Origin of the sequence: Paraburkholderia sp. GAS348, assembly GCF_050434205.1 — a bacterium.
Classification (GTDB): Bacteria; Pseudomonadota; Gammaproteobacteria; order Burkholderiales; family Burkholderiaceae; genus Paraburkholderia.
On the sequence record NZ_JBNPVT010000003.1, the window covers coordinates 1 to 26,978 of the forward strand.

The 26,978-nt window shown below is 61.4% G+C and carries 25 protein-coding genes; 11 read left to right on the forward strand and 14 right to left on the reverse strand.

From position 1 onward, the window contains the following. Positions 1-648, forward strand: a 648-nt coding sequence (locus P3T22_RS05470) for an aldehyde dehydrogenase family protein (RefSeq protein ID WP_429324471.1), incomplete at its 5' end; no start/stop codon positions are given. Between the two features lie 174 nt (positions 649-822). Here P3T22_RS05470 and P3T22_RS05475 read toward each other — a convergent pair. Together P3T22_RS05475 and P3T22_RS05480 are read right to left on the reverse strand one after the other, a co-directional pair. Further along, the gene (locus P3T22_RS05475; protein WP_082855420.1) at positions 823-1,572 is read right to left on the reverse strand and encodes a maleate cis-trans isomerase family protein; all 750 of its coding nucleotides are present in this window, start codon (positions 1,570-1,572) and stop codon (positions 823-825) included. 45 nt (positions 1,573-1,617) lie between these two features. Further along, positions 1,618-2,988, reverse strand: a complete 1,371-nt coding sequence (locus P3T22_RS05480) for an MFS transporter (protein ID WP_063500063.1) — start codon at positions 2,986-2,988, stop codon at positions 1,618-1,620. A 294-nt stretch (positions 2,989-3,282) separates the two neighbouring features. On the opposite strand from P3T22_RS05480, the gene P3T22_RS05485 reads away from it, so the two are divergent. Both P3T22_RS05485 and P3T22_RS05490 read left to right on the forward strand, forming a co-directional pair. Next, positions 3,283-4,209, forward strand: coding sequence for a LysR family transcriptional regulator (locus P3T22_RS05485; RefSeq protein ID WP_063500062.1), 927 nt, complete (start codon positions 3,283-3,285; stop codon positions 4,207-4,209). Positions 4,210-4,341: 132 nt separating this feature from the next. Next, positions 4,342-5,310 (forward strand): D-2-hydroxyacid dehydrogenase family protein, encoded by a 969-nt coding sequence (locus tag P3T22_RS05490; protein ID WP_063500061.1) that lies wholly within the window; start codon positions 4,342-4,344, stop codon positions 5,308-5,310. Between the two features lie 78 nt (positions 5,311-5,388). Here P3T22_RS05490 and P3T22_RS05495 read toward each other — a convergent pair whose 3' ends face one another. The 3 genes from P3T22_RS05495 to P3T22_RS05505 form a co-directional block, all read right to left on the reverse strand. Continuing rightward, positions 5,389-6,792 (reverse strand): GGDEF domain-containing protein, encoded by a 1,404-nt coding sequence (locus P3T22_RS05495; protein ID WP_429324472.1) that lies wholly within the window; start codon positions 6,790-6,792, stop codon positions 5,389-5,391. Positions 6,793-7,066: 274 nt separating this feature from the next. Beyond that, positions 7,067-7,711 carry a helix-turn-helix transcriptional regulator gene (locus P3T22_RS05500; protein WP_063500059.1) on the reverse strand — a complete coding sequence of 215 codons (645 nt, stop codon included), beginning with the start codon at positions 7,709-7,711 and terminating at the stop codon, positions 7,067-7,069. Positions 7,712-7,859: 148 nt separating this feature from the next. Further along, positions 7,860-8,831: an ornithine cyclodeaminase family protein gene (locus P3T22_RS05505; RefSeq protein WP_429324473.1), complete on the reverse strand. Its 972-nt coding sequence runs from the start codon at positions 8,829-8,831 to the stop codon at positions 7,860-7,862. Positions 8,832-9,070: 239 nt separating this feature from the next. Between P3T22_RS05505 and P3T22_RS05510 the strand changes: the two genes are divergently transcribed. The 3 genes from P3T22_RS05510 (at position 9,071) to P3T22_RS05520 (ending at position 11,783) form a co-directional block, all read left to right on the forward strand. Continuing rightward, positions 9,071-9,859 carry an ABC transporter substrate-binding protein gene (locus P3T22_RS05510; RefSeq protein ID WP_063500057.1) on the forward strand — a complete coding sequence of 263 codons (789 nt, stop codon included), beginning with the start codon at positions 9,071-9,073 and terminating at the stop codon, positions 9,857-9,859. Positions 9,860-9,923: 64 nt separating this feature from the next. Then, positions 9,924-11,165, forward strand: a complete 1,242-nt coding sequence (locus P3T22_RS05515) for an NAD(P)/FAD-dependent oxidoreductase (protein WP_429324474.1) — start codon at positions 9,924-9,926, stop codon at positions 11,163-11,165. A gap of 255 nt (positions 11,166-11,420) precedes the next feature. Then, positions 11,421-11,783 carry a translation initiation factor Sui1 gene (locus tag P3T22_RS05520; protein WP_429324684.1) on the forward strand — a complete coding sequence of 121 codons (363 nt, stop codon included), beginning with the start codon at positions 11,421-11,423 and terminating at the stop codon, positions 11,781-11,783. A gap of 30 nt (positions 11,784-11,813) precedes the next feature. Here the strand turns inward: P3T22_RS05520 and P3T22_RS05525 are convergent, their stop codons facing one another. Continuing rightward, positions 11,814-12,095, reverse strand: coding sequence for a hypothetical protein (locus tag P3T22_RS05525; protein ID WP_063500054.1), 282 nt, complete (start codon positions 12,093-12,095; stop codon positions 11,814-11,816). A 767-nt stretch (positions 12,096-12,862) separates the two neighbouring features. Here P3T22_RS05525 and P3T22_RS05530 point away from each other — a divergent pair. From P3T22_RS05530 to P3T22_RS05545, 4 genes are all read left to right on the forward strand, one after another. Further along, on the forward strand, positions 12,863-13,636 hold the full coding sequence (locus tag P3T22_RS05530) for an ABC transporter substrate-binding protein (protein WP_063500053.1): 774 nt from the start codon (positions 12,863-12,865) through the stop codon (positions 13,634-13,636). Between the two features lie 171 nt (positions 13,637-13,807). Further along, a complete protein-coding gene (locus P3T22_RS05535) occupies positions 13,808-14,497 on the forward strand; it encodes an ABC transporter permease (protein WP_063500052.1) in 690 nt (229 codons plus the stop codon). Continuing rightward, entirely contained in the window at positions 14,494-15,207 is a 714-nt protein-coding gene (locus P3T22_RS05540; RefSeq protein ID WP_429324475.1) for an ABC transporter permease, read from the forward strand. The genes P3T22_RS05535 and P3T22_RS05540 overlap by 4 nt, the downstream gene beginning before the upstream one ends. A gap of 35 nt (positions 15,208-15,242) precedes the next feature. Next, entirely contained in the window at positions 15,243-16,010 is a 768-nt protein-coding gene (locus P3T22_RS05545; protein ID WP_063500050.1) for an ABC transporter ATP-binding protein, read from the forward strand. 20 nt (positions 16,011-16,030) lie between these two features. Here P3T22_RS05545 and P3T22_RS05550 read toward each other — a convergent pair whose 3' ends face one another. The 8 genes from P3T22_RS05550 to P3T22_RS05585 form a co-directional block, all read right to left on the reverse strand. After that, positions 16,031-17,062: an SGNH/GDSL hydrolase family protein gene (locus P3T22_RS05550; RefSeq protein ID WP_063500049.1), complete on the reverse strand. Its 1,032-nt coding sequence runs from the start codon at positions 17,060-17,062 to the stop codon at positions 16,031-16,033. 140 nt (positions 17,063-17,202) lie between these two features. Beyond that, positions 17,203-18,747: a TolC family protein gene (locus P3T22_RS05555; RefSeq protein WP_063500048.1), complete on the reverse strand. Its 1,545-nt coding sequence runs from the start codon at positions 18,745-18,747 to the stop codon at positions 17,203-17,205. Next, positions 18,734-20,842 carry an FUSC family protein gene (locus tag P3T22_RS05560; protein ID WP_429324476.1) on the reverse strand — a complete coding sequence of 703 codons (2,109 nt, stop codon included), beginning with the start codon at positions 20,840-20,842 and terminating at the stop codon, positions 18,734-18,736. Before P3T22_RS05560 ends, P3T22_RS05555 begins: the two co-directional genes overlap by 14 nt. Further along, positions 20,823-21,872, reverse strand: a complete 1,050-nt coding sequence (gene mdtN / locus P3T22_RS05565) for a multidrug transporter subunit MdtN (protein ID WP_063500047.1) — start codon at positions 21,870-21,872, stop codon at positions 20,823-20,825. Before mdtN ends, P3T22_RS05560 begins: the two co-directional genes overlap by 20 nt. Continuing rightward, positions 21,869-22,189, reverse strand: coding sequence for a hypothetical protein (locus P3T22_RS05570; protein ID WP_236721013.1), 321 nt, complete (start codon positions 22,187-22,189; stop codon positions 21,869-21,871). Before P3T22_RS05570 ends, mdtN begins: the two co-directional genes overlap by 4 nt. Before the next feature lie 583 nt (positions 22,190-22,772). Further along, entirely contained in the window at positions 22,773-23,855 is a 1,083-nt protein-coding gene (locus P3T22_RS05575; protein ID WP_429324477.1) for a hypothetical protein, read from the reverse strand. A 312-nt stretch (positions 23,856-24,167) separates the two neighbouring features. Continuing rightward, the gene (locus P3T22_RS05580) at positions 24,168-25,205 is read right to left on the reverse strand and encodes a 2-dehydropantoate 2-reductase (RefSeq protein ID WP_063500045.1); all 1,038 of its coding nucleotides are present in this window, start codon (positions 25,203-25,205) and stop codon (positions 24,168-24,170) included. 108 nt (positions 25,206-25,313) lie between these two features. After that, entirely contained in the window at positions 25,314-26,081 is a 768-nt protein-coding gene (locus tag P3T22_RS05585) for a class II aldolase/adducin family protein (RefSeq protein ID WP_063500044.1), read from the reverse strand. 190 nt (positions 26,082-26,271) lie between these two features. On the opposite strand from P3T22_RS05585, the gene P3T22_RS05590 reads away from it, so the two are divergent. Continuing rightward, entirely contained in the window at positions 26,272-26,976 is a 705-nt protein-coding gene (locus P3T22_RS05590; protein WP_429324478.1) for a Crp/Fnr family transcriptional regulator, read from the forward strand. Positions 26,977-26,978 lie beyond the last annotated feature (2 nt).

A 26,978-nucleotide genomic window follows, 5' to 3' on the forward strand; every position in this document is an offset into this window, starting at 1 on the left:
GACGTGGCGCTGGCCGTCAGGGCCGCGGGCGGCGCGAAGTTCCGCAATGCCGGCCAGGTCTGCATCTCGCCCACGCGCTTCCTGGTGCACAACAGTCTCCGCGAAGAATTCGCCGCGGCGCTCGTCAAGCACGCTGAAGGCCTCAAGCTCGGCGACGGCCTGGCCGAAGGCACCACCCTGGGGCCGCTCGCCAATGCGCGCCGTCTGAGCGCCATGAGCAAGGTGCTCGACGACGCGCGCAAGACCGGCGCCAGGGTCGAGACGGGCGGCGAACGCGTGGGCTCGGAAGGCAACTTCTTCGCGCCGACCGTGCTGACCAACGTGTCGCTCGAAGCGGACGTGTTCAACAACGAGCCGTTCGGCCCGATCGCCGCTATCCGCGGTTTCGACACGCTCGAAGAAGCGATCGCCGAGGCGAACCGTCTGCCGTATGGTCTCGCGGGTTACGCGTTCACGAAGTCGTTCCGCAACGTGCATCTGCTGTCGCAACAGATGGAAGTCGGCATGTTGTGGGTCAACCAGCCTGCTACGCCGTCGCCGGAAATGCCGTTTGGCGGCGTGAAGGATTCGGGCTATGGGTCGGAAGGCGGACCGGAAGCGATGGAAGCCTATCTGGTCACCAAGGCCGTTTCGGTGATGGCGGTGTAGCCTGGGCCAGCCGACACCGCGACGGACCGCAACGGCCGAAGAGGATGTACTCGTGGTGACTTCCTCGCCACCTTTTCGGCCGGTGCGGGCCCGTCGCGGGAGTGGGAAATACGACGCTGCGCGGGTGGCGCCCCTCAACTATTGTCAGTGAGTAAGCGCCGCCTGCGTTGTCGGTCACGCGCCGGACAGCAGCGCGCCCGCGCCAGGGACGATCGGCTCAAGCTTGAGCCGATCCAGCATGCCCCGGACGGTGCATACCGCGGTCGAGACGGTGCGGATGCCCAGCATGTCTTCGATGCGCTGAATCGCCGGCAATGAGGGCATTTGAACGCATGCGGACGCCACCACGACGTCCGCGCCTTCCGTGTTCAGGCCGCGAACGTCGTCGACCAACTGCATTGGGTCGCGCAGACCGACTTCAAGGTTATCGGGAATCTCAAAGGAGAGGGAATCGATGACCTCAATGCCTTCGTTCTCGATATAAGCGACGACCAGGTCCGTCAAGGGCCGCATGTACGGCGCCATCAGCGAAATCCGGCGCGCGCCCATGATCTTCAGACCTTCTACCAACGCTCCCGCGGAGGTCATGATGGGCGCAAGGCAATGATTGGCACGAGCAACCTCCAGCAGTTCGCGTTCAGTTTGCCGATGATAGCCGGGCCCCATTGCCATGATCGCGACCAGGCACGCCGTGCTCATGACATCGACACGAGCGTCGGCGAGTTCGGCCGCACAGCGCAAGCCTTCCTTGTTCATCGCTTCCAATTCTTCCTTCGTAACCTTGTGCATTCTCATCCGGCTCGAATGGAAAGTGAACCGCTCCGGGCGGATCGCTTCACGGGCACGAAACATGGCGGGAATTTCAGTTTCCATGGTCGTATTCGAGCTTGGGACGATCTGTCCGATACGAAAATTTTGAGTCATCTTTCTCTCCAGAATAGGGTTAGGTATCCAAAATACTGAGCGGAATTAGTCCGGCATGCCTGCGCCATTCGTCTCAGGCAAGAACCACGGCAGCACGATACCGAGCAGATACACGGAGCCGAGTGCCAGCGCGGCCTGCGACACACCACCGAACGATTTGATCATGCTGCCCGCGATGATCGGGAACACCCACGCGATCAGGCGCGCCGCATTGAACACGAAGCTGATGGCAGTGGAACGCACGCTCGAACCAAAGAGTTCACAGGGGTAGATCGCCATCCAGACATAAGCACAGCCCAGGGTGAAGAAGCCATTGATCGGCGCCACGATCATCATCGCTTCGACGCTTGTCGTCAGTTTGTACGTGACGAACGTTGTTACCAGCGCGCCGACGAAAGTGAGTGACAGGAACGCCCGCCGGCCGATCGCATCCACCACGAAGCCCGCGATCATGTAGGCCGCAATCGCGCCAAGGGTGTACGCGATCGATATCTTCGAGCCCCACGACAAGGCGTCGGCGATACCTTCGGCTTTAGCGAGCGACACGGTGTAGGTCGGCAGCCAGCTGGAAATGGCCCACCAGCCGACCGTCGTGACGATCGACAACACCAGCAGAAGCAGCGTGCGGCGCAGCGCTTCGGGTTCACTGAACAGTTGCGTGAGCGTGAAGGGGCGCTTGTCGGATGCAGGCGCGTCGCCAGCAACCGGCTGCGTGTTCGTCGTGCTCGTCGTGCTTGTCGCGCTCCAGCGTTTCTCGCGCACCGCGCGTTGCCATTTCTCCGACTCGCTGACTCCGCGGCGGATGTACAGCACAAAGAATGCCGGGACCGCGCCAAGCACGAACATCAGCCGCCAGGTTTCGGCACCGAGTGGATGCGTCGACGAAAGCGCGTACCACACGACGGCTGCGATCAGCGTGCCCCAGCCGAAGCCCGATTGCAGGAAGCCCGCCCCTTTCGCACGCGCCCGCTCCGGCCAGGTTTCCGACAGCAGCGCGACGCCCGTGCTCCATTCGCTGCCCATGGCGAGGCCAGTCAGGAAACGCAGCCCGCACAACACCCAGAAGGTTTGCGAGAACGCAGTCAAACCCGAAAACACCGCATAGAGGAATACGGACCAGAGCATCATCCGTTTGCGGCCGACATAGTCCGCGAGAATCCCGCCGATCAGACCGCCCGCCCCCCAGCCAAGCAGTGTGATGCCGATTACCAGGCCCGCGTAAGTCGTGGGGGATGCGGCTTGCGTCGGCGACAGCACCGAATGCAGCATCGGCCCAAGCACGACGACGAGTGCCAGGGCCTCGTAGCCGTCGAAAATCCAGCCGAGAAAGCTAGCCTTCAGCACACGCCAGTGCATTGCCGTGAGACCCGCGTACCAGTGAGTTCGCGAGCTCAAGGCGAGTTGTTTGTGTTCCATCTATCGTCTCCTTCGTATTTTCAACAGCGTTGTCAAGCGTTCCCGCCGGGCACCGGCTTGTGCTTCTGACAAAGCCAATGTTCCGGCGTCCAGGACAACGTCGCCTCCTCGACATAGAATCGCGGTGCGCGCTGCCCGGCCGCGCGCCTTGACCGATGGTCCTGCGAGGATCGAACGCTATGGCACACAGAATGCCGGTCGCGAGGCGTGTTGAAAACTTCTCAATGTTCAATAGAGGCATCGCCAAACGCGATGGGTGAAAACCGAGCGGATATCCAACCCGAAGGAGTGAGGATGCGTGTTTCAGCAGATCGGCCGTTGCGACTCGACATGGAGTCTCTGCGCATTTTCGTGGCTGTCATCGAGGAGGGCAGCATTGCTGCGGCGGCGGCCCGCACGCACATCGTGGCGTCGGCCGTCAGTAAGCGCGTATCGGATCTCGAAGACGACGCCGGCACGCCGCTGTTATATCGGCACAGCCGCGGCGTACAGCCTACGCCCGCGGGAGAGGCCCTCTATCATCATGCGAAGCGGCTGAGCGAGCACTTGCAGCAAATCTCCGACGAATTGTCTGAATATTCGGCGGGGTTAAGGGGACATACCCGGATTTATGTGAACTTCACCGCCATGGTCCAGTATCTGCCGGGTGTGCTGCGTGCCTTCCTGCGCACCAATCCGAAGGTGCGGATCGATATGGTCGAGAAATCGAGCGATGAAGTGGTGCAGGCGATCGCCAGCGGCGTTGCCGATCTCGGCATCTGCTCGGCCACCGAAGACTCCCTCGGCGATTTGCAGTGGCGTCCGTACAGCGTCGATAAGCTGGTTGTGATCGTGCCGTCGGATCATCGGCTCGCCGGGCGCGCAAGCGTGAGCTTCGCGGAAGTGCTGGAGGACGACGTCGTCAGCATGCCGTACGGCACGTCCATTTCGAAACTGTGTCGTACCGCCGCCGAGCGTGCGGGCAAGCGGCTTCGCGTGCGTATCGAGGTGACAAGCTTCGAGGGCGTGCGCAACATGGTCAGCGCGGGGCTCGGCATTGGCGTGCTCCCCAAGGGAAGCGTGACGCCTTATATGCATTCGGTGCCATTTCGCGTCGTTGAGCTTGACGAACCGTGGTCGCTGCGGCCGCTGTTAATCATCGCGCGCCATTTCGACACGCTGCCGCTTCCTGCGCGCATGCTGGTCGACCACCTCGACAAGCAGCAAGGCAGCGTGTCATGAAGGCTGTTGCAAGTCGATGGCCAGCCATCGCGGTTCGCGATGGGTCGCGTCGCCACTTATTGATTTACGTGGTGGGCCGGGTTTCTTAGCATTCAGTTGGCAGCAACGTCAATAACTTATGGAGCGCGCAACATGAACCCCAAATTGCCTATCAAGGTGGCCGTCCTCGACGACTATCAGAACGTCGCGCTGAGCATGGCAGACTGGTCGCCTCTTAAGAACCTGGCGGACGTTACGGTGTTCAACGACCACGTCGCTGACATCGGGAGCCTGATTCAACGCCTGCAGCCATTCGACGTCGTATGCGTGATGCGAGAACGCACACCGCTGTCCCGCGCGGTCATCGAAAGCCTGCCGAACCTGAAGCTGATTGCCTCGACCGGCCCCGTGAACGCGTCGATCGATCAGGAGGCGGCTGCGGAACGCGGCATCGAAATTCGTCATACGGGCTATTCGTCCACGCCGACGATCGAGCTGACGTGGGCGCTGATTCTCGCGATGGCCCGCAACATTCCCCTCGAGAATCAGTCACTGCGTCAGGGCGGCTGGCAGCTTTCGCTTGGCGATCAACTCGCGGGCAAGACGCTCGGATTGCTTGGCCTTGGCCATATCGGCTCGGCTGTCGGCATCATCGGACGGGCATTCAGAATGAACGTCATTGCGTGGAGTCAGAACCTCACCGAGGAGCGCGCCGCGGAAAAGGGCGTGCAGCGCGTCAGCAAGGATGTGTTGTTCTCCACGGCGGATTTCCTGTCGATCCATGTGCGGTTTAGCGAGCGAACCCAAGGTTTGGTCGGTGCTGCGGAACTCGCGCAGATGAAACCCACAAGCCGGCTGATCAATACGTCGAGAGGCGCGATCGTCGACTCTGCCGCGCTGCTTCGGGCACTCACGACCGGTCAGATCGGCGGCGCCGCACTGGACGTCTACGACGTCGAGCCGCTCGACAATCCGCACCCTCTGCGTGAATTGCCCAACGTGCTCGCGACGCCTCATATCGGCTATGTGTCGAAAGAGCTGTACCGCACTTTCTATGGCGATACTGTGCGTAACATCGTTCGCTGGCTTGATGAAACCGGACGTTCGGCGCAAGTTGTATAAAGCGCGAGCTTCCTGACAAAGCAGGCATGCGGGTTGAGCGGAATGGCGAGACATGCGCCACGGATGAGTTAAACGCGTCTATCCGGCCACCACACGGTTGCGGCCATCGTGCTTGGCCTGGTAAAGGCGCTCATCGGCGACGCGTAAGAGGGTGTCGATCGTATCGCCGTCGCGGCCGAACTCGGAGATCCCGACACTGACGGTAACGGCGACGGCCCGCCCGGTTCCGGTATAGAACTTCTCGGTAGCCACGGCGCCCCGCACGCGCTCCGCAATCGAGCGTGCCGCGTCTCGCGCGGCTTTAGGCAGCAGCACCATAAACTCTTCGCCACCGACCCGCGCGACGCCGTCGTAGGGGCGAATGGCATCAAGGCATTTCTGCACGAATCGCTGCAATACCTCGTCACCCACCTGATGGCCGTAGTTGTCGTTGATCAATTTGAAGTTGTCGAGATCCAGCGCCAGCAGCGAGAACGGCGCACCACCTCGCTTGGCTCGTGCGATTTCCGCCGTCACTTGATGGATAAACTCGCGCCGGTTCGCGGCGCCCGTCAGCGGATCGGTCGCGGCGAGATGCTCGAGCTGGTGATTGGTACGCTGGAGTTCCTGCAGCGCGCTTTCCGTGCGCGCCATCGCTTCGGCGAGGCGAGCCATCAGTTCTTCCTGGCTGTAGATCGTCGAAAAGGACCGCGTCGTGCGAAACGCTTGAACCACGCCATAACTCAGCAGGAAAAAACCGGCGGCGAAGATCGCGTGCGCCAGCCACCACATATGATTCCAGGGCTTGCCGAGAATGAACGCGAGAGACGCAAGCGCGAAGGAGGTGACCGAGATGCCGTAGATCACCATCAGCGGGGAGCGAATGCGACGCAGCATGAGCACCATGACGTTCAGCGTCGAGAAGACGAGCGCCCCACCTTCCATGGATAACCGCACTGCGGGGGTGCCCGCAATTGGCGAGTTCGCAATGAGTCCGACGACCAGGTCGATCAGGACGAACACGGCGATCCACGTCAGCCACGGGCGCGGTTTCGAGCGCCGCTCGACTGCGTCTGGCGTGCTGTGGTACGAGAGAAGCCCCACCAGCAGCAGCACCGACATCACCAGACGCGATGCCGGTCCGTAGAGCAGGAATAGCCAGATATTGTGGTGAGCCATGCCGGTGAACGCGCCGTGCAGCGCATAGACCAGCACAAAGCCTAGAAAGCCCAATGTCAGCCACCGTAATAGCGGCTCGCCTGACGACAGATAGCAACGCCATGTCACGTAGGTGACAAACAGACCCTCGAGCGTCGCTGCTGCGATCGCGATTTCGTGAAACGCGTGGCTTTCGAACTTCAGGCTCGGGTCCTGAAAGAAAGCCAGATAGGCAATCAGGTAAGCGGGAATCAGCGCGCAACCAATGATCAGCAAACCCGAGTAGATCTTGGTCACGATCCAGATGATGCGGCGCGGCTCTTCGATTGAGATGGTCGTGCTCATGGGCCCGTCTCCGACAGTATTACCGTGGTTTTTCGCATCGCCGGGCGATTGACGCGTGAATCGCCCGACCCGGGCACGGCACCATGCCGTTATGCCGAGCCGAGCATACCGCGCAGCGGACTATCTTCAGGCAATTGGCAGTATAAGCGCCAGGTTTCATCTGACAAGACGTCAATGTTGCACCTGACTATCCGGATCTCGATGGCACCCCAGTAGCGCCACGACAAGGAGGCTGGCGGCAATCACCGGCGAGGGCCGCCGAATCCGGTTCAGCCTAAGCTGCAGCGCCTCGTAAATCTCTAATATGCTGGTAGACGGTCGCGCGGCCCATACCTAGGACGTTGGCAACGTAGTTAGCCGCGCTTTTTCCTTTGAACGCGCCTTCCTCCCACAGTGCCTCGACAAGCTCGCGACGGTGCTCCCGGGTCAGGGAGTTCAATGCCAGTTGGCGTTCCTGAAGCCATGCGTGCAGAAAAGTGTTGATACGCTCTTGCCAGTCGTCCTTGAACAGCTCCTCAGGCTGCTTCACGAGGCCTGCGCCTGACACCACGCGGTCGATGACATGTTTCATGTCCTCAAAGACGGCGATGTTGTAATTGACGCACATCACGCCGACAGCCGCGCCGGCGTCGTCAAAGAGCACCGTGCTGACACAGCGCATTCGCCTGCCGTCCCAATTGATCTTTTCGTACGGACCGATCGTGCCCGACTGCGCCGAATGATCAATTTCTTCCAGCGCGGATTCATCGCCCAGTTCACGCTTTGACAGGTTGTTTGCAATGTACGCAACCGTCTGGCTCTGCAGGTCATGAATGACGATTTCGACGTACGGAAAGAAGAGCAGCGCAATGCCGTCGGCGACACGGCCGTAGCGATCCAGCAAAAGCCGGCGCGCGGGTGTGGTCTTAGTCTTTCGCATAGGGAAGCATGGGATTGTCAGTTACGCCGGGTCTGGCGGCGTGTGCGTGCGTCGAGGGACAACGGATATTCGTTGCAGTGCACTATTTTGCCACGGGAGGTGTTCATGCCTGGTTGGGGCAACCCGTTCACAGCCGCCGCGGTCCTGCTTAACTTATCGGCTGTCCAGCCATGTGCCTGAACAAGGCGTAAGCGATCGCCACATCTTCCAGTCCGAGTCCGATTGAGCGGAAGAAGACATGCCGTCGCCGGGAGGGTTGCCTGGCCGTGCCGGATACCAGTTCGGGCAAATCTCCCAGAACACTTTCCGGCGACCAGTCATGCAGTTGCGCCGCCAATTTCATTTCACCGGCGCTGGCAGGCGTGGTGCGCCGGTAGTCGCAATAGACGTCCATGTCTTGAATCCACGCCGGTGGGATCTCGTGTGCGTTGGCGACATTCGTGCTGATCGACGTGATGAGCGCCGGCTTGGTCAGCATCGTGTCCGACAGTACGGGCGTGCCCGAGGATGTGCACAACGCCACCACGTCGGCATCGCGCACGCAATCGTCAAGCTGGGTGCAAATCCGCACGCGCTCATGAAGGGCGGCGACCGCTGCGCGCTTTGCCTCGTTTCGCGCAAGCTCCGGCGAAAACACATTGATCGAGTCCCACGGCCGCAGTGGCGCAAGCTGGCGCAAATGCGCCTGCCCAACTGACCCCGCACCGACGATGGCGAGTCGGCGCGCCTCGTTCGTCGCAAGGTGGTCCACCGCAAGTGCCGTCGCACCGGCGGTGCGCTCGATGGTGAGCAGACCCGCATCGCACCACATCAGCGGCTGGCCCGTTTCCATCGACATCAGTGCGGTCCACGCGGTAATGACGGGTTTCGATTCCGTCACGATGTACGGCGACAGCTTGGCTCCGAATACCTTGGCGTCCGCCATGACGCCGAGGTATGTAATGAAATCGCCAGCCCCGTGTGGAAACGGGGTGAAGGTCTGAGGCGGCTGCACCGCGGAATCGTTCGCAAGCACGAGAAACATGCGTGTCAACGCGCCGCGCACATCGAGGTGGGGCAGTGCTTTACGCACCGCGTCCTGCTGGACGATCAACGGGAATACTTTGTCTGTGCTGCTCATGGGCCTGCTCTCCACATCGTTGCCGGCTTGCGGCGTTAGCGCAATTCTAAAGTCAAAAAGTCCAGTCTGGACTTTTATTTTGAAAATTGCTTGCATTTGCGAGTGTCCAGAATAGACTGTTGTTCCAGAACGAGTGTGAGGACAGGCCCTTTGGGCATCTCATTCGTCTTCTTGAGGTCGCGCCGTCAGTTAGCGCCCGTACCCTAAATTTGCGAACCCCAATTTCATAGGGAACCATCATGCGTCTGAAGCTTCCACTCTCACTTTTCGTCGCGGCTGCGTTAATCGGGTCGGTCGGCACCGTCAGCGCCGAGACTCAAAGCACCTTGCGTTTCGGCATCGAGGCCGCGTATCCGCCGTTCGAAAGCAAGTCGCCGGCAGGGCAATTGCAGGGATTCGACGTCGACGTCGGCAACGCGGTGTGTGCAAAGATGGGCGTGAAATGCGAGTGGGTGGAGAATTCGTTCGACGGCCTGATTCCCGCATTGCAGGCGCGCAAATTCGACGTCATCAATTCCGCGATGAACATCACGGACAAGCGCAAACAGTCCATCGACTTCACGCCGCCGATCTACGTGGTGCCGATCGTGATGGTGGCAAAGCGCGGTTCCCCCTTGCTGCCGGACGTGAAGAGCCTGCAAGGCAAACGGGTCGGCGTCCTGCAGGGTTCGTCGCAGGAAGATTTCCTCAAGCGCCACTGGGCGAATGCCGGCGTGTCGATCGTCTCGTACCAGGACCAGGATCAGGTGTATGCCGACCTCGTTGCCGGACGCCTGGATGCCGCCGTCCAGGAAGCGCAGACGGTTGAGGATGGTTTCCTGAACAAGCCGTCAGGCCATGACTATGCAATTGTCGGCCAGCCGCTTAGCGATCCGGCAACGCTTGGCGAAGGAACGGGCTTCGGCTTGCGCAAAGGCGACAAGGCCCTGGCCGGAAAGATCGATGCCGCGCTCGACGCTTTGAAGAAGGACGGCACGCTCAGCAATCTTTCGCAGAAGTATTTCAAGCGCGACATCATCGCGAAGTAACCGGTTCATGACCCGATGCGATCGGATTCGCATCGGGTTCCGATATGAACATTCGAGCGAGCTTATGGATTTCGATGTGATCGTGCTGGGAGCCGGGATTGTCGGCGTGTCGTCTGCGCTGCATCTGCAGGATCGCGGTCGTCGCGTGGCGCTCATCGATCGACGCGGCCCCGGCGAAGAGACCAGTTTCGGCAATGCCGGCCTGATCGAAAGTTCGTCCGTGGTGCCTTACGGCTTTCCGCGCGATCTCGGCACGCTGCTGCGCTACATGCGCAATCGGTCGACCGACCTGTACTGGGACTACAAGGCGCTGCCTTCTTTTGCGACATGGCTTGCGCGATTCTGGTGGGAGTCGTCTCCGGAGCGGCTCGAAGCGGCCGCGCGCGACATGCTGCCGTTGATCCGGCAAAGCGTCGCCGAGCACGATGCGCTGATCGGGCGTGCCGGCCTCCAGAGCCTCGCGCATGACGGCGGCTGGCTCGAGGCATTCCGCACGCGAGCGGAATATGAACGGCAGGTATCAGCCGCCGAAGTCACGGCGAGGACATATGGACTGCGTGTGGCGCCGCACGATGCCGACGCACTGGTGGCGCGCGAGCCCGGTATCGCGCCGGGATTTTGCGGGGCATTGCATTGGCAGGACCCGACGAGCATCTCCAATCCGGGTGCGTTGACGAAGGGCTATGCACGGCTGTTCGAGGAGGGCGGCGGCGTGCTTCTCACTGGCGAGGCGGTCACGGTGCGTCAGGAAGCCGATGCATGGACTGTTCAGACGCCGCAGGGCAGGATCAGCGCCAAAGAGGTGGTCGTGGCGCTCGGCCCGTGGTCCGACAAGGTATTCGAGCCGCTCGGATATCGGATACCGCTACGGGCCAAACGCGGGTATCACATGCACTACGAGGCCATGAAGCCGATGCTCTCGGTACCGCTGGTCGACACGGAAAAAGGATACGTGGTCGCGCCCATGCAAGGGCGCCTGCGGCTGACGACCGGCGTGGAAATCGCCCGGCGCGAGGCACCGCCGACGGGCGTTCAGCTGGAACGCGCGGAAGCCGCCGCCCGGCCGATATTCGGTCTGGGCCGCCGGCTCGATGATGCCCCATGGCTCGGGTTGCGGCCGTGTACGCCCGACATGCGGCCCGTCATCGGGCGCGCGCCACGCCATCGAGGGCTGTGGTTTTCGTTCGGGCATAACCACCACGGATTGACGCTCGGTCCCGTGACAGGCCGTTTGCTGGCGGAAATGATGACGGGGGGCGAGCCTTTCGCCGATCCCTATCCGTTCCGTCCCGAGCGATTCCGATAATTCTGTCACCGTTGCGACAGTAAGCTGGCAGTGCGGTCTTCATTGAAATCAATCGACCTGTGCAGCGTCTACTGCGCGGATCGATTGCACGAAGGGCGCACCCAGCAGACCGGGATTGAGCTCGACGCCATCGGCGTCGGCCTCGATCGCGCGGGGACATGCCGTATGCTGTCTTGAATGGGTGCTTGAAATGCGCGCCGTCGTTGAAGCGGCGCGAAAACGCGATATAGGTAACAGACGATGGCTCATCCGTTCATGAAGGGTAGTTCAAAAGGCGCCCTTGTCTATTCCACCGATGGCGGGCGGATGTGTCCCAGATGCAGTCAGGTGCTCGCGGAATGTGTCTGCAAGACGGTCGGCAAGACCGCACCGACAGGTGATGGCGTGGTGCGAGTGACTCGCGAGACCAAGGGCCGGGGCGGGAAGTGCGTGACGATCGTTAAAGGGCTGGCGCTCGATCCTCTTGCCCTGGCCTTGCTAGGCAAGCAGTTGCGCACGGCCTGCGGTTCTGGTGGAACGGTCAAGGATGGCGTAATTGAAGTCCAGGGTGACCATTGCGAGCGGGTTATTGAAGCGCTCAAAAAGTGCGGCCACAGCGCGAAGCGGGCGGGAGGCTAATCGCTTCGGTGCGCTCGTGCCCGCTGCTTTTCATGTAGCGGACAAAAGCGCTTGAGCCTGCTTGAGAAGCGCGTGCGACGCGGCAAACTCATTTCGTCCAGCCATGGTGAGTGCGGCGTGACCCGTGCGCGCGAACAGCGCGTCGTCGGACGTTGCGACCGCGTTCGAACCGGCACCAGGATGGTCGTATTGGCGAAAGAACGCGAGCATCTGGAAAGCATCGGACCGCCAGTCTTGGGGGCCGGCCTTGGCTAGAATCTCAGCGGCGGCTACCAGCTGTCGCGTGGCGGCAAGAAATTCAGCGCGTTCCATGACTTCGGTCTCCTCATGCCGCCGACAACAGCCATGTGCGAAAAGCCGCGGCGTTAGGGCGGTTCAGTGCTGCCGGCGGATAGACAAGCCATTAACTGTAGTCGTTGGGCAGCACAATGTCGAAAGGCCGTACCAGTCGGCCACTATTCTGGTGATGTTTTCGCAGTTTCCCGATCCGGCCCAATCGCTCCCGACACAGGTCCTCCAACTTGCGACCGCGTTTCTTTGCGTGTGCGTGGCCTGCCACTTTCCATGGACATCCGCATGATCTTCGTGGCGGCTTATGCCGCGTTCGCCTGAAACCAGAAGTTGCAGGTGCAAATGCGACGGCTGATCGAATCTCTGCAGGCGGCTGAAGCCGGTGGAACGACAGCCTGGGTGCCTGATTGAACGGCTCAGCCGATCGTCTGCACCGGCTGGCCCTGCTTACATGACACCCTGTCTATACAGGATTACGCAAGCTGGTAAGTGTAATATGTATATACAACTTCGGCGATTTTCATACGGAGAGCGCTCGTTCAATCTGTCGCAGGTATTTGTAAACTCCCGTAAATTCGTGCGTAAATCGCGCATCATGCGCGCAAACCCTAGTTGCGGTGTCGAAAGCGGACTCGCTACTATGATGTCTAGACAACATAAGGCGATTCAGGTGCATGCGAAGAAAAAATCGTCATGTCTATACAACATCGCTGGGCAAAATTCACGGAGTTAGGGGCAGCTCGCCTCCTGCACCGTTCAGCGCCTTGAAGACCGTTTCTGGAGAGTTTATGAAGAAGTTTGTCCTGTGCATCGCCCTTGCCGCCATTGCAACCGGTGCGTATGCAAAAGACTGGTCGACCGTTCGGTTCGGCGTAGATGCCAGCTATCCGCCGTTTGAATCAAAGGGCACGGACGGCAAGCTCGCGGGCTTCGACATCGACCTCGGCAACGAAATCTGCGCGCGCCTGAAGGCCAAATGCGTGTGGGTTGAAAACGACTTCGACGGCATGATCCCCGCGCTGAAGGCGAAGAAGTTCGACGGCGTGCTGTCGTCGATGTCGATGACGCCGCAACGCGCGGAACAGGTTGCCTTCTCGGCGAAACTGTTCAACACGCCGACGCGCCTTGTCGCCAAGGCCGGCTCGCCGCTGCTGCCGACGCCGCAAGCGCTGGCCGGCAAGACGGTCGGTGTCGAACAGGGCACGATTCAGGAAACGTACGCGAAGACCTACTGGGAGCCGAAGGGCGCAAAGATCGTGCCGTACCAGAACCAGGATCAGGTCTATACCGACCTGCTCTCGGGGCGCCTCGACGCTTCGTTGCAAGATGCGGTGGAAGCTGAACTCGGCTTTCTGAAGACACCGCGCGGCGCAGGCTTTGCGTTCGCCGGCAAGGATATCGTCGACGAGAAGGTCCTGGGCAATGGCGCGGGCATCGGCATGCGCAAGGACGACGCCGACCTGAAGGTCAAGCTTGACAAGGCCATCGCCGACATCATCAAGGACGGCACCTACAAGAAGATCGAGAAGAAGTATTTCGACTTCGACGTCTATGGCGGCTAAGCGCTAGCCAAGCGCTTTTCCCGGCGCGCTTTCTTGTCGCGCTTTCTTATCGATTTACACGATCCACTCGCCGCGCGGCGGCGCGGCGTCATCTGTTCAAGCGTCCGAAGTCAGCCGTGCAGAACAGATGCGCTGCGCGCTCAAACGCCTCGCCATCAAGGATACGTAAGCATGTTATTTCACGGGTTTGGCCCGCTTCTTCTTGCGGGCATGTGGGAAACGATCAAACTGGCGATGTTGTCGCTGGCCGCTTCGTTTGTGCTGGGCCTGGGCGGCGCGGCGGCGAAACTGTCGCCCAACCGGGTGCTGTCCCGCATCGGCACGATTTATACAACGCTGATTCGCGCTGTTCCTGATCTCGTGCTGATGCTGCTGCTGTTCTACGGGATTCAGATCCTGCTCAACAATCTGACCGACTGGCTGGGTGTCGATCAGATCGACATCGACCCGTTTGTTGCCGGCGTCATCACGCTCGGTTTTATCTACGGGGCCTACTTTACCGAGACATTTCGCGGTGCTTTTCTCGCGGTTCCTCGCGGGCAACTCGAGGCAGGCTACGCCTACGGCATGAGCTCCTGGCGAGTATTCAGCCGGATCATGTTCCCGCAAATGATGCGTTTCGCAATGCCCGGCATCGGCAACAACTGGCAGGTGCTGGTCAAGGCGACAGCGCTAGTCTCGATCATCGGACTCTCCGACGTGGTCAAGGCGTCTCAGGATGCGGGCAAGAGTACGTTGCAGTTCTTCTTCTTCACGTTGATCGCCGGTGCGATCTATCTTGTGATCACAACCGTGTCGAACCTTGTATTGATCTGGCTGGAAAAGCGTTATTCGATGGGCGTACGGAGGGCAGCGCTGTGATTGAACTCGTCAGGCAATACTGGCAAAACTATCTGTACACCGATGGCTATCACTACAGTGGTCTTGTCATTACCTTGTGGCTTCTCGTCGCGTCGATCGGACTGGGTTTTGGTCTCGCCGTTCCACTTGCCGTTGCGCGCGCGTCGCGTAACCGCTTCATCTCCGGACCGGTCTGGCTCTATACGTATGTTTTCCGCGGCACGCCGCTCTACGTTCAGTTGCTGCTCTGCTATACAGGCCTCTACAGCCTCCAGGTTGTGCACTCGCACGAACTGCTCGATGCTTTCTTCCGCAGTGCGATGAATTGCACGTTGCTCGCGTTTACGCTGAACGAGTGTGCGTACGCCACGGAGATATTTGCAGGCGCGATAAAGGCGACGTCTTATGGTGAGATCGAGGCCGGGCAGGCTTTCGGGATGTCGAAATTCAAGCTCTACACCCGCATCGTCCTGCCGTCCGCATTGCGGCGCGCGCTACCCAACTACAGCAACGAAGTCATCCTGATGCTGCACGCAACAACGCTCGCTTTCACCGCTACGGTACCTGACATTCTGAAAGTGACGCGCGACGTCAACTCTGCAACCTACGCTTCCTTCCAGGCATACGGTATCGCCGCCGTGCTGTATGCCGCCATCGTCTTTACGCTGGTATGGGCGTTTCGCCGGATGGAAACACGCTTGCTGGCCTTTCTGAAGCCGCAAGGGCATTAACCGGCTACCCGCAGCCAAGATGGAGTGTATTGAGAATGTATAAGCTGATTGTCGATGACGTGCACAAGAAGTTTGGTGACAACGAGGTTCTGAAGGGCGTATCACTCAAGGCAAAGGCCGGTGATGTCATCAGTATCATCGGTTCGAGCGGCTCGGGGAAAAGCACCTTTTTGCGTTGCATAAATTTTCTTGAGCAGCCTTGCTCTGGGCGTATCACCGTCGACGCGGAAGAGATCCAGACGAAGCGTGACAGAAAGGGCGCATTGCAAGTGAGCGACCGCAGGCAACTGCAGAAAATGCGCGCCAAGCTATCGATGGTGTTTCAGCACTTCAACTTGTGGGCACACATGACCGTGCTCGAAAACATCATCGAGGCGCCCGTCAGCGTGTTGGGTTTGAGCCGGGCCCAAGCGGAGACGCGGGCTCGCAAGTACCTGACCAAGGTGGGGCTCACGGCCGGCACGGAAAGCAAGTATCCGGCTCATCTGTCCGGCGGCCAGCAACAGCGGGTGGCCATTGCGCGCGCACTGGCGATGGAGCCCGAAGTCATGCTGTTCGACGAGCCCACTTCGGCGCTTGACCCGGAACTGGTCGGTGAAGTGTTGAAAGTCATGCAGGCGTTGGCTGAAGAAGGGCGCACGATGATCGTGGTCACGCACGAAATGGGATTCGCTCGCAACGTATCGAATCACGTGGTCTTTCTGCACAAGGGCAAAATCGAAGAGGAAGGCAATCCGCAAGACATCCTCGTCAATCCGAAAAGCGAACGGTTGGGGCAGTTTCTTGCTGGCAGCCTGAAATGACGCAGCGGTTCGCTTAAGGCTCAATGCCCGAGCCCGCTCAGGGCGATCTGCTGCTCCACGTACCGGGCGAACAGTGCATGCAGATGGGTTGTCGGATGAAGGTCGTCGGCGAACATATAGGTTTGATCGGCATTGGACGTCACGTAGGTCGACGGTGAGCACAACAAAGCGGTGTCATCCGGCGTTTTCGTGGGGTCGCAGGCCTGGCCGGTGTTGGTCACGGCGAAGCCGTTGGCCTGAAAGTTCGCGATGATCTGGTCTACCCAGGTATAAGAGTCGATCTGGATGACCTTGCCTTGCAGGCCATCGGCTTGCAAGGCAGCGTTCAGGTCCTCGTTGAAGAGTTGCGATAGCTGGGTCAGATTGGCCCCGCCGTCGGACGAGGTGATGCCTTTGGGCGACAGGCCGACATTCGGCACATTGACCACCACCACATGAGTAGCGCCGTTCTGAACGATCTGCCCGACAATCTGCGCGAGGGTGGATGCCGCCGTTTGCACGGTCGGCGCCGCGGCCGGCAGCGAACCGGCGCGAAGCACGTCGTTTGCGCCAGCCCAGACCAGCACCAGTTGACTTGAATTGAAGCTTCCGTGCGTGCTCAGGTAGCTCGAAACCTGCTGGTTGACCGGCATTTCGATATTGCCGATCACGTCAGAAAGAAAGTCGTACAGATTTGCCGGCGTCGCGACCGTGGCGCCGCCCTCCGCATAACCGAGGCCGCTTTGCGCACTCAGCTTATGCGTGATGTCGATGGTAAACGCAGCGCTTAGCGAGCCGCCGTAGTATTGTGCGACGTCCTGAGTCCACACTTGACCCGGATTGGTCGTGAAACGCCCCCCGCCCACCGCGCTAGCGATCGGCGCAAAGGTCCCGACGTCCGACAGGCTGTCGCCGAACGAAACGACCTGGAGGTTAACGCCGCCCGGCGAAGTAACAGTGCCACTGCCGCTGCTCGAACTGCCTCCATGGCCGCCGCATGCGGTAAGCAGTGAAATCATTCCAGCAAGAATTGCAATACGTACCGTGTGTACCGTGTCATGGATCGCTCGCATAGCTCCTCCACTGCGGGTCGGCCGGGCAGATGCCCCGTACGTGGCGGGCGGATTGCCCGCCTGTCCGTTGCCTTGCGACAGGTACTTACGTGAAGCAAAAAACATGCTTGTACCGGGACCCTGGCGCAATCGAAACGCCCTCACCAGTTGTCCCGCAGCGGAATCGACTCGACCGACCCGGTCGCCAGCGCAAGCGCCGCCGCTGCCGACAATGCACTGCTGTAACTATCCGCGTCCGCGTTCTGCGCCGCGAGCAATTGATTCTGCGCGAGCAGCGCGTCGGTCACCGAGCCGACGCCTTGCCGATAGGCGTCGAACGCGGCGTTGTAAGTCGTCTGCGCAGCAGCAAGCAATTCTTTGGCCGCAGCCTGTGCGGCAAGACTCGTTTGCAACGTGTTTTGCGCAGCGACGATTTGCCGGACCGCTTCTTCACGGCTGCGAGTAAGACGGGTCGAGGCGCTGTCCGCGTCGTTGCGTGCCTGTGCGAGCACCGCCGAGCGCAAGCCGCCGTCATACAGCGGAATCGTCACGCCGACGATCACGCTGCCGCCGTAGCGGCCGCCGCTCAGGTTCACTGTCGGCAGTTGCTGACCGATGGCCGGAACCGCCGAAATCGACGAACTGCCGTTGTTGTACGCCCCGGTCGCAGAGACGAATACCTTCGGCATGAAGTCCGACTCGGCCGCTTTCACTTTTGCCAGATTGACCCGCTCGGCCGCATAGGCGCTCAACACGTCCGGGCGTCGGGCGATGGCGGACGACACGATCCGGTCGATCGAATCGTTCGTCATGGCTGGAAGTGTGTGCGCCGGCATCTCCGCGATCCTGGGCTTCGAGAGTGGAGAAATTCCCATTGCGGAAATCAGGCCGAGATAGCTGCTGCTTTCCGCGCCCTGGGCCTGGACGAGTGCGAGCCTGGCCTGCGCGCGATTCTGACTGGCCTGCGCCACTTCGATGACGGTGCCGATACCATGCTTGTAGCGCGACTGTGCCGCGGCCAGGATTGCTTCGGCGTTGTCGAGGCCTTGCTGCGTCGTGGCGATGCGGGCGCGCGCGGCCTGGTACGCGTAGAACGCGACGCTGACGTCGAAAATCACCTGTTGGTGGACCGCGGTGAAGCCGATGTTCGCCATCACCGATGCCTGCGACGCGGCCTCGACCCGCGCGGCGCGTCCGCCGAAATCGAACAGCAGCCATTGCAGCGCAACCACCGAAGTCATGCCGTGCCCCGTTGCGGTCGCCGACGAATTGCCGAGCACGGATGAACCCGAATCATGCAGGCCGGCGTACTGCCCCATCGCCGCGACCGACAGTTGCGGAAGGTACGCACTCTTCGCGATGCCGGCGGCGAGCGCCACATTGCGCGCGTCGTTCCAGGCGATGCGCGTCAGCGGGTTCGCTGTTTCTGCCAGATCGATCAGTTCGGGGAGGTCGTATGCATGCGCCTGCTCCAGCGCAGGTGGAGGCGGCACGGCGGCGAGGGCGGGATTCGCGGGGAGTTGATAGCTGCGTGCGGCCCCAGCCGACGCCGCCGGCCCAGGCACGATCGCGCCCGCCGCATCCGTCTGCGGTTGCCACGGACGGTCGGGGCTGTCCGGCGCCATGTCCAGCGATGACGTGGCGCATCCGGCCAAACCCGCTGCGGCCAGGATCGCCAGTGCGAATGAAGGGTTACGCCGGCGCATGGGTCGCGAGTTCCTTCGCTGCGTCGTTCGACGCTGCGTGTTCGAGTTGAGTGAGGCGGGCGTCGCCGAGGTGCAGCAAAGCGGTGCGTGTGTCGTCGTCGGCTGCTGCTTCCCGTAAAGCCGCGTTGGGGGCGACCGGCAAAGCCGCGTCCTGCGCGAGCGGCACCGTTGGCCCACCCACAACCCGTTTAAGCCAGCCTTCAATCGCGGCATCGCCCGGCCGACGTTCGGCGAGCAGAAACATCGGCCCTTCCAGCGCATCGAGCCTGGCCAGCGCGCCGCGGCGCTCGGCGATCCACTGCGCTTCGGGGCGAACCCACGACGGCTCGTAATGCATCAGCGCGATGTCCTGTTCCAGCGCGCTGCACTGAGCCATGGCGCTTGCGGCCTGCGCGCGGCGCGTGATGGAATCAGGCAGCGCCGCCAGCCGCGCCCACTGCTGCCGCAGCGCGACGAGCCCGGTGTCGACGCGCGCGGCCACGCTAACCGGCCACACGCGCGTGAAAACCAGATAGACGACCACATTGCCGATCAGGATCCCGATCGTGCGATCTCGCGCAAGCGTCAGATCGTAGCCAGGCGCCGCGCCTTGCAACACGCACATGAAAAATACCAGGGCGATCTGGAAGCCGGCATAAGCCATCCGTGGCGAACCGAAGGCGACCCACGCCGATAGCCACGCACCGATCAGCACGAGCGCCATCAGCCCGGCGACGGATGTCAGCATGGGTGTCACGAACACGATTGCCGCCGTGCCGAGGAGCGCGCCCACGAGACACCCGGCGATCCGCAGCGTCATCTTCTCGACGGTCTCGGCGGTGGTGCCGAGCGATACCATGTAGACCGTGATGAAACAGGTGTGGATGCCCGGCCAGTTGATCTGCGAATACAGCAGATAGCAGAACATCGCCGCCACGGTGGTCTTCAGCGCGTAGCGGACGTGGTCGGGATTGGTGAAGGCATCCGGGAGGAAGAAGCCACCGCGCTTGCCGGCCGCTGGTGGCGGGGTCCCGGCTTCGACGTGAGCCTGGGTTTGCGTTGCGGTTCGCGCGTCGCTTTCAGCTGTGCCTTCGCCTTTGCCTTTGCCTTCGCCTTCGCCTTCGCCTTCGACATCGGTTTGCGCTTCGACCACGGCGAAGCGGGTGATTGCATCGCGCAGATCCTCAGCAACGAGTCGCGCGAGCGGCGTCAGTTCGGCCACATTGGGCAGCTTCAGTTCGATGTCGACGGGATACCCGCCCGCCTCGAGCATCCGCGCCATGTTCTCCAGCGTCTCGGTAATCGGCGCGGCGAACGATGCCGGCAGCCGCCCCGACGGTTCGCTGGCCGCCAGATCGGCCGCGACCAGAATCGCCAGCGTCGATGACACGGCTTGCCGCAGCGGCCCGACATCGTCACGTACCGACGACCCGTCGACCACCGAGAGCTTGAGCCACGTGCCGATTTCCGCGTCGCCCTCGCGCAGGCATGCGCTGAGTGCCTCGGCCGCCGCCTCGGGTTCGGCGAGGCTCCGGGCCGCGAGCCGCAGACGCTTCGCCAGCGCGCGGCCGGCGAGCTTGCGCGGCGACGGCGCGATCAACAGGCTGACGCCGATCGAGACACCAAACGGAATCGCGACCATCAGCCAGACATAGAGCAGGGCGCGCGTCGCCACTTCGCCGAACGGCACGCTGCCGAGTTCGTCGAGCGCAAAGCCGACGATCATTGCGATGATCGCGCCCACCGGCCGCAGCTTGCTCGCCGAGGTCACGAACAGCAGACCGAACGAAAGCCCCGCGATGCACGCAACCCGCCACATCGGATCGTCGAGCGCGAACATGGCCACCACCATGACCAGTCCGATGAGCATGGAGACCAGCACGAGCAGGGCCGAGCCCAGCACCGCGCTCGAGACCCGGTCGGGACGGTTCAGGAAGAACACGACATAGGCGGAGATCGCGGCTTCCGGTGTGCCGTACGCGCTCGTCACGAACGCCGTCAACGCGCAGATCAGCGCGATGCGGGTCGCCATCGCCGCGCGCCCGGGATAGGGCGCAAGCAGCTTCAGGATGTCGGCGGCGCCCGGCCGGGAAAGATCACCGGCAGGCTGCGCCATGCCGGACCTCGACTATCGCACTCGCACCGATCCGCACCAGCCGGGCGGCCGGCTCGTCGAGCCGCACTCGCACGGGAAAGCGTTGGGCGACCCGCACCCAGTTCACGGATTGCTGGACGATCGGCAAGGTCCGCGGCAGATTAATCCGGTCGGAATCGGCCACGCCCGCGCTGATGCCGACCACCTCGCCGCGAATCGCCTGGCTGCGGTCGATCATGGAGTAAACGGTCGCACAATCTCCCGGCTGGATCCGCGCGAGCGCCCCTTCCCGGAAGTTGGCGACGGCGAACCATTCGTCCGCGTGGACGAGCGTGAAGATCGACTGATTCGGCGCGATCGTCTCGCCCGCCAGCACCGACAGACCTGTGACAAAGCCATTCTGCGGCGCACGCACGACGGTGTCGTCGAGGCCGCGCTGCGCGAGTGCGAGAGCGGCCTCGCGCGCATGCACCGTGGCGACGGCGCCTGCTTCGTCGCCGATCGTTTGTGCGGTGGCCTGCTTCTGCTCCTGCGCCTGTTTTAGCGACAACGCCGCGTCGCGCTGCGCGACCTGCGCCTGATCCAGTTGCTGGACCGGCACGTAGCCCTTCGCCACGAGTGGTGTGAGCCGCTGCACGGTGCGCGAGGCCAGTTCGTAGTTGTGGGCCGCCTTGCCGGTCTGGTCGCCGGCGATGACCGCATTGGCGCGCTCGCCGACAATCGACCTGCGCCGCGTTTCGAGTGCCGCGCGGGCCAGTTCGAGGTCGGCCTGGGTTTGCGCGACCGCCAGCCGATAAGGCAAAGGATCGATCTCGAAGAGCACCTCGCCCTTGGCGACCCGCTGATTCTCCTGCACCGCCAGCCGGATGATCCGGCCGCCGACGGGTGACGCAACGTGTACGACGTCGGCGTCGATCGTCGCGTCGTCCGTGGATGGAAAGCGGGTGGTCCGGTCATAGCCGTACCAGGCTGCCGCGACGCCAAGTACGACGATTACGCCCGCGATCGCGCGGCCTTTGACAGAAGCTTTGCGCAAGCCGGCGATTTTCATAAGAGCTGTCCTGTTCCCGAAAGCCAGAAGAGCGCCGCGACCGTCAGACCGATGGCCACGCAGACCGCGAGCTGAAACGGGACGATCTGCGCCCACCCCGTGGAGACAAAGATCCGATGGGCGATGAGTGCGCCGACGAACCCGACTACCGCGCTCAATAGCCAGAGTGGGAAATACGCGCCGAAGATCTCATACGACGGCGCACCGCGTAGCGTACACCCCTGCAAGGACAGGCTCAGGGCCACGACGGCCGGAAGATGCCGCGTGCGGAGCACGATCGAGTCGCGGGCGCTTCTTTGATTTGGCTTGAACGGCATTGCGGCGTCGTGGGGTGGGTGAATACGTTAGGGGAGCAACGGAATCACGGGCACTTTACCAGCGCGCCAGTTTTGTTTCGACTTTTTCCTGTGTACCAGCCGGTTACCTGTTCCAAATCATTGATATCCAATCAGATGTTCGTATTTGAAGCGAGTGTGTGCTATGCGTTAGGAATATTAAGCATCGTACCAGTGCCGATGTGAATCGAAAAAAATGCTTTCCGTCAAACCTGCATTATTGAAAAGCGGTTATTCAGTAAACGTTAAAGCATTTTTTGCTGCCGTTTACAAGATTTCGCGATTTTTCACAGAGTATATCGAGGTCCAATTAATCGTATTGCGGCATTGAGAGTCCGCACTACGAACTAATAATATGAACACAAGGCAGCCGGCAATCCGGTGATCGCCTACGGTCAGCTGACGAAGCAGTAAGCCGGTTCAGGGCCACGGCGCGCGCTAGCTCGCCGTGGCCCACGGGGCTCCTGATGACCCGGTTTCCCCACGGCGAGTCCAATCCGCAGCGGAGCAGATGGCAACGTTGGGTGCGTTGTGTGTGTGGCCGTTGCGGGCGCCGCCAGGCGGCTTACTGACCGACGAAGATCAGTCCATGCGGCGTTTTCATACCGGTGAACACCGGCGTCATCGCTCCCGTCGACGTGTTCACCTGCAAGAGCGTGCCTTGGCCGGCGCTGTATGCGGTGCCGGCAGTGAAGCCAGCGGTCGCGTCGATGCGATAGACCAGCTGTGCCGAATTGTCCGCCAGCAACATGAACGAGTTGCCCGACGGCGCCCAGCGCGTGTCATCGACCGGCCATGCGTTGCCGTACAGCGTCAGCGGCAGCACGCTTACCGACTGATTCGCACCGGGGTTCGCGACGAACACCAGCTCCGAATCCTGCTGGCTATCCACAACCAGATCGCCGCTCGGATCGATCGCCATCGAATCCGGGTCGGTCATATTGAGCGTCACTTGCGTCTTGGTGGGGATGTTCGTCGCCGTTGCGTTACCCATCAGCGCAGGCGTCAGATGGAACGTTTGATGATCTGAATTCAGCGTCACGCTATAGACCGACGGCACCGAGCTCACGCCGTTGGGCGCCGTCGCCGTGGAGGCACCCACACTGGGATTGGAGGCGGCCGCATACACGACGCCGTTGAGCATTTTCATGTCGTCCAGCCCCCCGCCATGTATCGGCGTTGCGTCAGGGGTGAGCGTTTGCTGGGTATTGGCGGTCGTGTCGATCACGATCAGCATTGGGCTCGCGTCTTCGTTGGTGCTGACCCACACGGTATGCGAATCGTATTCCATCAGCCCATCCGGGTGACCCGGTACGTTGAACGTCCGGACGATATTCCCGTTCATATCGTATTCGATCACTTCGCTTTGCGGCGAGGTCCCGGCGACGGCCGTGCCGTCCGGATTGTTATTGTTGTCCTGCGCAATGACGAAGAGGTTGCTGCCGTGCATGAGAAGGTCATCGGGGCGCAGTGTGCCGGGAATCTGCGCAAACACGGAGATCTTGTAGCCCGGGAGCGCCGTGGCAACCGACGCCGGAACCGCAACCGAAGCTGCAGCATTCGTGGGCGCCGATACGCTACCGCCACCACCACATGCCGCAAGGGTCGAAATAAGGCCGGCGATGTAAGCAAGTTTCTTCGGAACCATGTGTGTTTAGCGTCAAGAATTGGAATTTCATTACCTTATATTTCCACATTGAATTCTTAATGACACTAAGACTCCGTTTCACCGACGATTCGCCGACAATAACCCTACATCGCGGAAAGGTCGGCTGTGCAACTATATCGGTATCCTATTTAATTATTCGATCCGGGTGCCGCCGAGCCTGGCGTCGCAAATGGATGTTGATTGAAAATCAGCGCGGCTCCAGTCATGCACGCACCTGTGATTTGCCAATGTCCCGGAACCACGCCGGTCAATGAGTATCAGGAGACAGAAATCCGTCTGGAGCGATTGCGCTCATGGGTGCCGTGCCGAAGATGCGCCCGCTGCAGCCCGAATCTGGGCCAGCAGTGCTTCGCCCGACCATGAGGGCCGCACGTCGCTTCGCTCGGCCTCGCGCACGAGCTCGCATAGCCGTTCGTTCACCGGCGCCGTACGCCCGAGGCGTTGCGCGAGGCGCACGACTTCGCCATTGATCCAGTCGATTTCCGTGGTGCGCCCCGCCGCAAGGTCGTCGGACATCGACGAGCGCGCGAGCGGATCGATCGTCAGCATCGTGCGGCCCAGCCGTTCGAACACCGCATCGGGTACGCTGAGCACACGCGGTATCCAGGTGGTGGGAAGCGGCGTCACTTTGACTGGCCGAATGTCGGCCCGTTTCAGAAGCGCGAGCGCTTCTTTCTGCGCCATGGCGAGGCAGATTCGATAGGCACGTTGCGAGAGCTCCGCCTTCAAAGGCTGGTTAGATAGCGCGTTGATCGCATTGTTGAGATTGAGGAGCAGCTTGGCCCACTGCACCGGCAGCATGTCGGCGTGCTGGGTCAGCGGCAGACCCGCTTTCCTGAAAGCGTCGACGAACGGCTGCAAGGCCGGCGCTTGCCGGATCTCCAGCTTGCCCGCCGAACCTTGATGAAATGCGCCGGGGCCGCGTTCGACGACATTGAATGGCACCATGCCTTCCAGCACCGTGTGATGCGGCAGCGCAGCGCGCAGCACGTCGGCATTGCCAACGCCGTTCTGGAAGCTGACCACGACCGCGCCGGGGCGAAGCACGCTCGCCAACTCCGCCGCGGCCGTGGGTGTCGCGGCAGACTTGACGGTCACCAGAACGAGGTCGGCTGCGGCGGCCGTCGCCGCGTCCGTCGATACGTCGGTCCGCTCCGGCGGCACATACCAGCGGCTATCGTCGTGCCGCGACAGTGTGATGCCTTGACTGCGCAACTGGTCGGCCATGCGCGCACGTCCAATAAAGCTGACCTCGCTGCCCCCGGCAAGAAGCCGTCCGCCGACATAGCAGCCAATCGAACCAGCGCCGTAAACACAGATTTTTGCCATACCGTTTCTCAAGTGACCTGCCTGATGACATCCGCGATGCGTTGAATCGGCGAACGCGGCGCATGACGTTTGCGCCGCTTGCTTCGCGCATCGTGCTAATCGACAGCGCTAGTCGGCATAGCCGGGGTTACGGCGGTCGAGTCGGCGCAGCAGCCCGGGCCACACTAGCGCCCCTGGCGAGACGCCCCTCGTCGCCATCCGGATCTGCTCCTTGATGCCGTCGAGAATCGGCTGCGCGATGGGCGTCAGCTTTCCGCCACCGGCCTGGGCACGGACCTGAATCATGCAGGCCGCTTCGAAGAAGTACATTGCGACGAAGGCGTCGGCCGGCGCAGCGCCGACTGTCAGCAGGCCGTGGTTGCGCAGCATCAGATAAGTGTTGTTGCCGAGGTCTTGAACGAGACGAGGCTTCTCGGCTTCATTCAGCGCGATGCCTTCGTAGTCGTGGTAGCCGAGCGACGCCAGCACGCCGAGTGACTGCTGGGAGAGCGGCAGCAGCCCCGCCTCCTGCGCCGACACCGCGACGCCGTTGACCGAGTGGGTGTGCATCACGCAAAGGGCGTCTTCGCGTGCCGCATGCACGGCGCTATGGATCGTGAAGCCGGCCGGATTGACGTCATACGGCGACTCGGACACCTTGCGGCCGTCGAGATCGATCTTGACCAGCGACGACGCGGTGATCTCGTCGAACATCATGCCGTACGGGTTGATCAGGAAATGGTGCTCCGGGCCGGGCACGCGCGCCGAGATGTGGGTAAACACCAAGTCGTCCCACCCAAACAATGCGGTGAGGCGGTATGCCGCTGCGAGACTGACTCGCGCTTCCCATTCGGCAGGCGATACGTCGTTCTTCAGACTGACTTGAGATGAGACCACGTCGACACTCCTTATTGGATGATTCAAGCAATGGAATAACCTGATACAACGCTTTGTAAATCGCGTACACCGTGCTTGCGACGCAACGGGGGCACCCAGGCCCAAACTCATGACGTTGTGGGATGCGAGTCCAGATGATGTTCGCAAAGCCGCCTAAAATCTGTCGGATACCCGACAGGTCGACGCGCCCATGGAATCCAGCCTGCACCGCTACCGCTCACAACTCGAAACGACTCCGTGGTTTCATGGCCTGCCCGTCGAGTTGCAGGACTATCTGATCAGCCATGCCAACCTGCTCACGCTGGAAAGGGGCCAATTCCTGTATCGGCGTGGCGAACAGTCTTATGGCCTGTACGCCGTGCTGGGCGGCGCGCTCGCGTTCGGCACAGTAGGGGTGGATGGGAAAGAGGCGTTGCTCGCGGTGCTTGGACCGACTGCATGGGTGGGGGAAATCTCGCTGTTCGATGGGCTGCCGCGTCCGAACGACGCCACCGCTGTCAGCAGGACGCTTTTGCTGCACGTGCCCGAGTCTGCGCTGCAAAGCCTGCTCGACGCCACGCCCCGCTATTGGCGCGATTTCGCGTTGTTGATGGCCCAAAGACTTCGGGTTTCGTTCGAGACCACGGAAGCGATGACGCTGTTGCCCGCGGCGCAGCGCGTGGCGAGCCGCTTGTTGCTGATCGCAGGAGGCTATGGCGGCCTCAACGCCACGCAGAGCAAGATAAGGCTCTCGCAAGAAAGTCTCGCTTCCATGGTGTCCCTGTCGCGGCAGACCACGAATCAGTTGCTCAAGAATCTCGAAAGCCAATGCATAGTGAGCCTGAGGTCCGGGGAAATCGTCATTCTGGATTTCGACCGGTTGCGGGCGGCTAGTCTTGGTGACGCGAATCCGTAGTC

Bases quoted from the DNA above. Each gene is read 5' to 3' on its own strand.
- P3T22_RS05475 (WP_082855420.1), bottom strand. From the start codon at position 1,572: ATGACTCAAAATTTTCGTATCGGACAGATCGTCCCAAGCTCGAATACG.
- P3T22_RS05480 (WP_063500063.1), bottom strand. From the start codon at position 2,988: ATGGAACACAAACAACTCGCCTTGAGCTCGCGAACTCACTGGTACGCG.
- P3T22_RS05485 (WP_063500062.1), top strand. From the start codon at position 3,283: ATGCGTGTTTCAGCAGATCGGCCGTTGCGACTCGACATGGAGTCTCTG.
- P3T22_RS05490 (WP_063500061.1), top strand. From the start codon at position 4,342: ATGAACCCCAAATTGCCTATCAAGGTGGCCGTCCTCGACGACTATCAG.
- P3T22_RS05495 (WP_429324472.1), bottom strand. From the start codon at position 6,792: ATGAGCACGACCATCTCAATCGAAGAGCCGCGCCGCATCATCTGGATC.
- P3T22_RS05500 (WP_063500059.1), bottom strand. From the start codon at position 7,711: ATGCGAAAGACTAAGACCACACCCGCGCGCCGGCTTTTGCTGGATCGC.
- P3T22_RS05505 (WP_429324473.1), bottom strand. From the start codon at position 8,831: ATGAGCAGCACAGACAAAGTATTCCCGTTGATCGTCCAGCAGGACGCG.
- P3T22_RS05510 (WP_063500057.1), top strand. From the start codon at position 9,071: ATGCGTCTGAAGCTTCCACTCTCACTTTTCGTCGCGGCTGCGTTAATC.
- P3T22_RS05515 (WP_429324474.1), top strand. From the start codon at position 9,924: ATGGATTTCGATGTGATCGTGCTGGGAGCCGGGATTGTCGGCGTGTCG.
- P3T22_RS05520 (WP_429324684.1), top strand. From the start codon at position 11,421: ATGAAGGGTAGTTCAAAAGGCGCCCTTGTCTATTCCACCGATGGCGGG.
- P3T22_RS05525 (WP_063500054.1), bottom strand. From the start codon at position 12,095: ATGGAACGCGCTGAATTTCTTGCCGCCACGCGACAGCTGGTAGCCGCC.
- P3T22_RS05530 (WP_063500053.1), top strand. From the start codon at position 12,863: ATGAAGAAGTTTGTCCTGTGCATCGCCCTTGCCGCCATTGCAACCGGT.
- P3T22_RS05535 (WP_063500052.1), top strand. From the start codon at position 13,808: ATGTTATTTCACGGGTTTGGCCCGCTTCTTCTTGCGGGCATGTGGGAA.
- P3T22_RS05545 (WP_063500050.1), top strand. From the start codon at position 15,243: ATGTATAAGCTGATTGTCGATGACGTGCACAAGAAGTTTGGTGACAAC.
- P3T22_RS05550 (WP_063500049.1), bottom strand. From the start codon at position 17,062: ATGCGAGCGATCCATGACACGGTACACACGGTACGTATTGCAATTCTT.
- P3T22_RS05555 (WP_063500048.1), bottom strand. From the start codon at position 18,747: ATGCGCCGGCGTAACCCTTCATTCGCACTGGCGATCCTGGCCGCAGCG.
- P3T22_RS05560 (WP_429324476.1), bottom strand. From the start codon at position 20,842: ATGGCGCAGCCTGCCGGTGATCTTTCCCGGCCGGGCGCCGCCGACATC.
- mdtN (WP_063500047.1), bottom strand. From the start codon at position 21,872: ATGAAAATCGCCGGCTTGCGCAAAGCTTCTGTCAAAGGCCGCGCGATC.
- P3T22_RS05570 (WP_236721013.1), bottom strand. From the start codon at position 22,189: ATGCCGTTCAAGCCAAATCAAAGAAGCGCCCGCGACTCGATCGTGCTC.
- P3T22_RS05575 (WP_429324477.1), bottom strand. From the start codon at position 23,855: ATGGTTCCGAAGAAACTTGCTTACATCGCCGGCCTTATTTCGACCCTT.
- P3T22_RS05580 (WP_063500045.1), bottom strand. From the start codon at position 25,205: ATGGCAAAAATCTGTGTTTACGGCGCTGGTTCGATTGGCTGCTATGTC.
- P3T22_RS05590 (WP_429324478.1), top strand. From the start codon at position 26,272: ATGGAATCCAGCCTGCACCGCTACCGCTCACAACTCGAAACGACTCCG.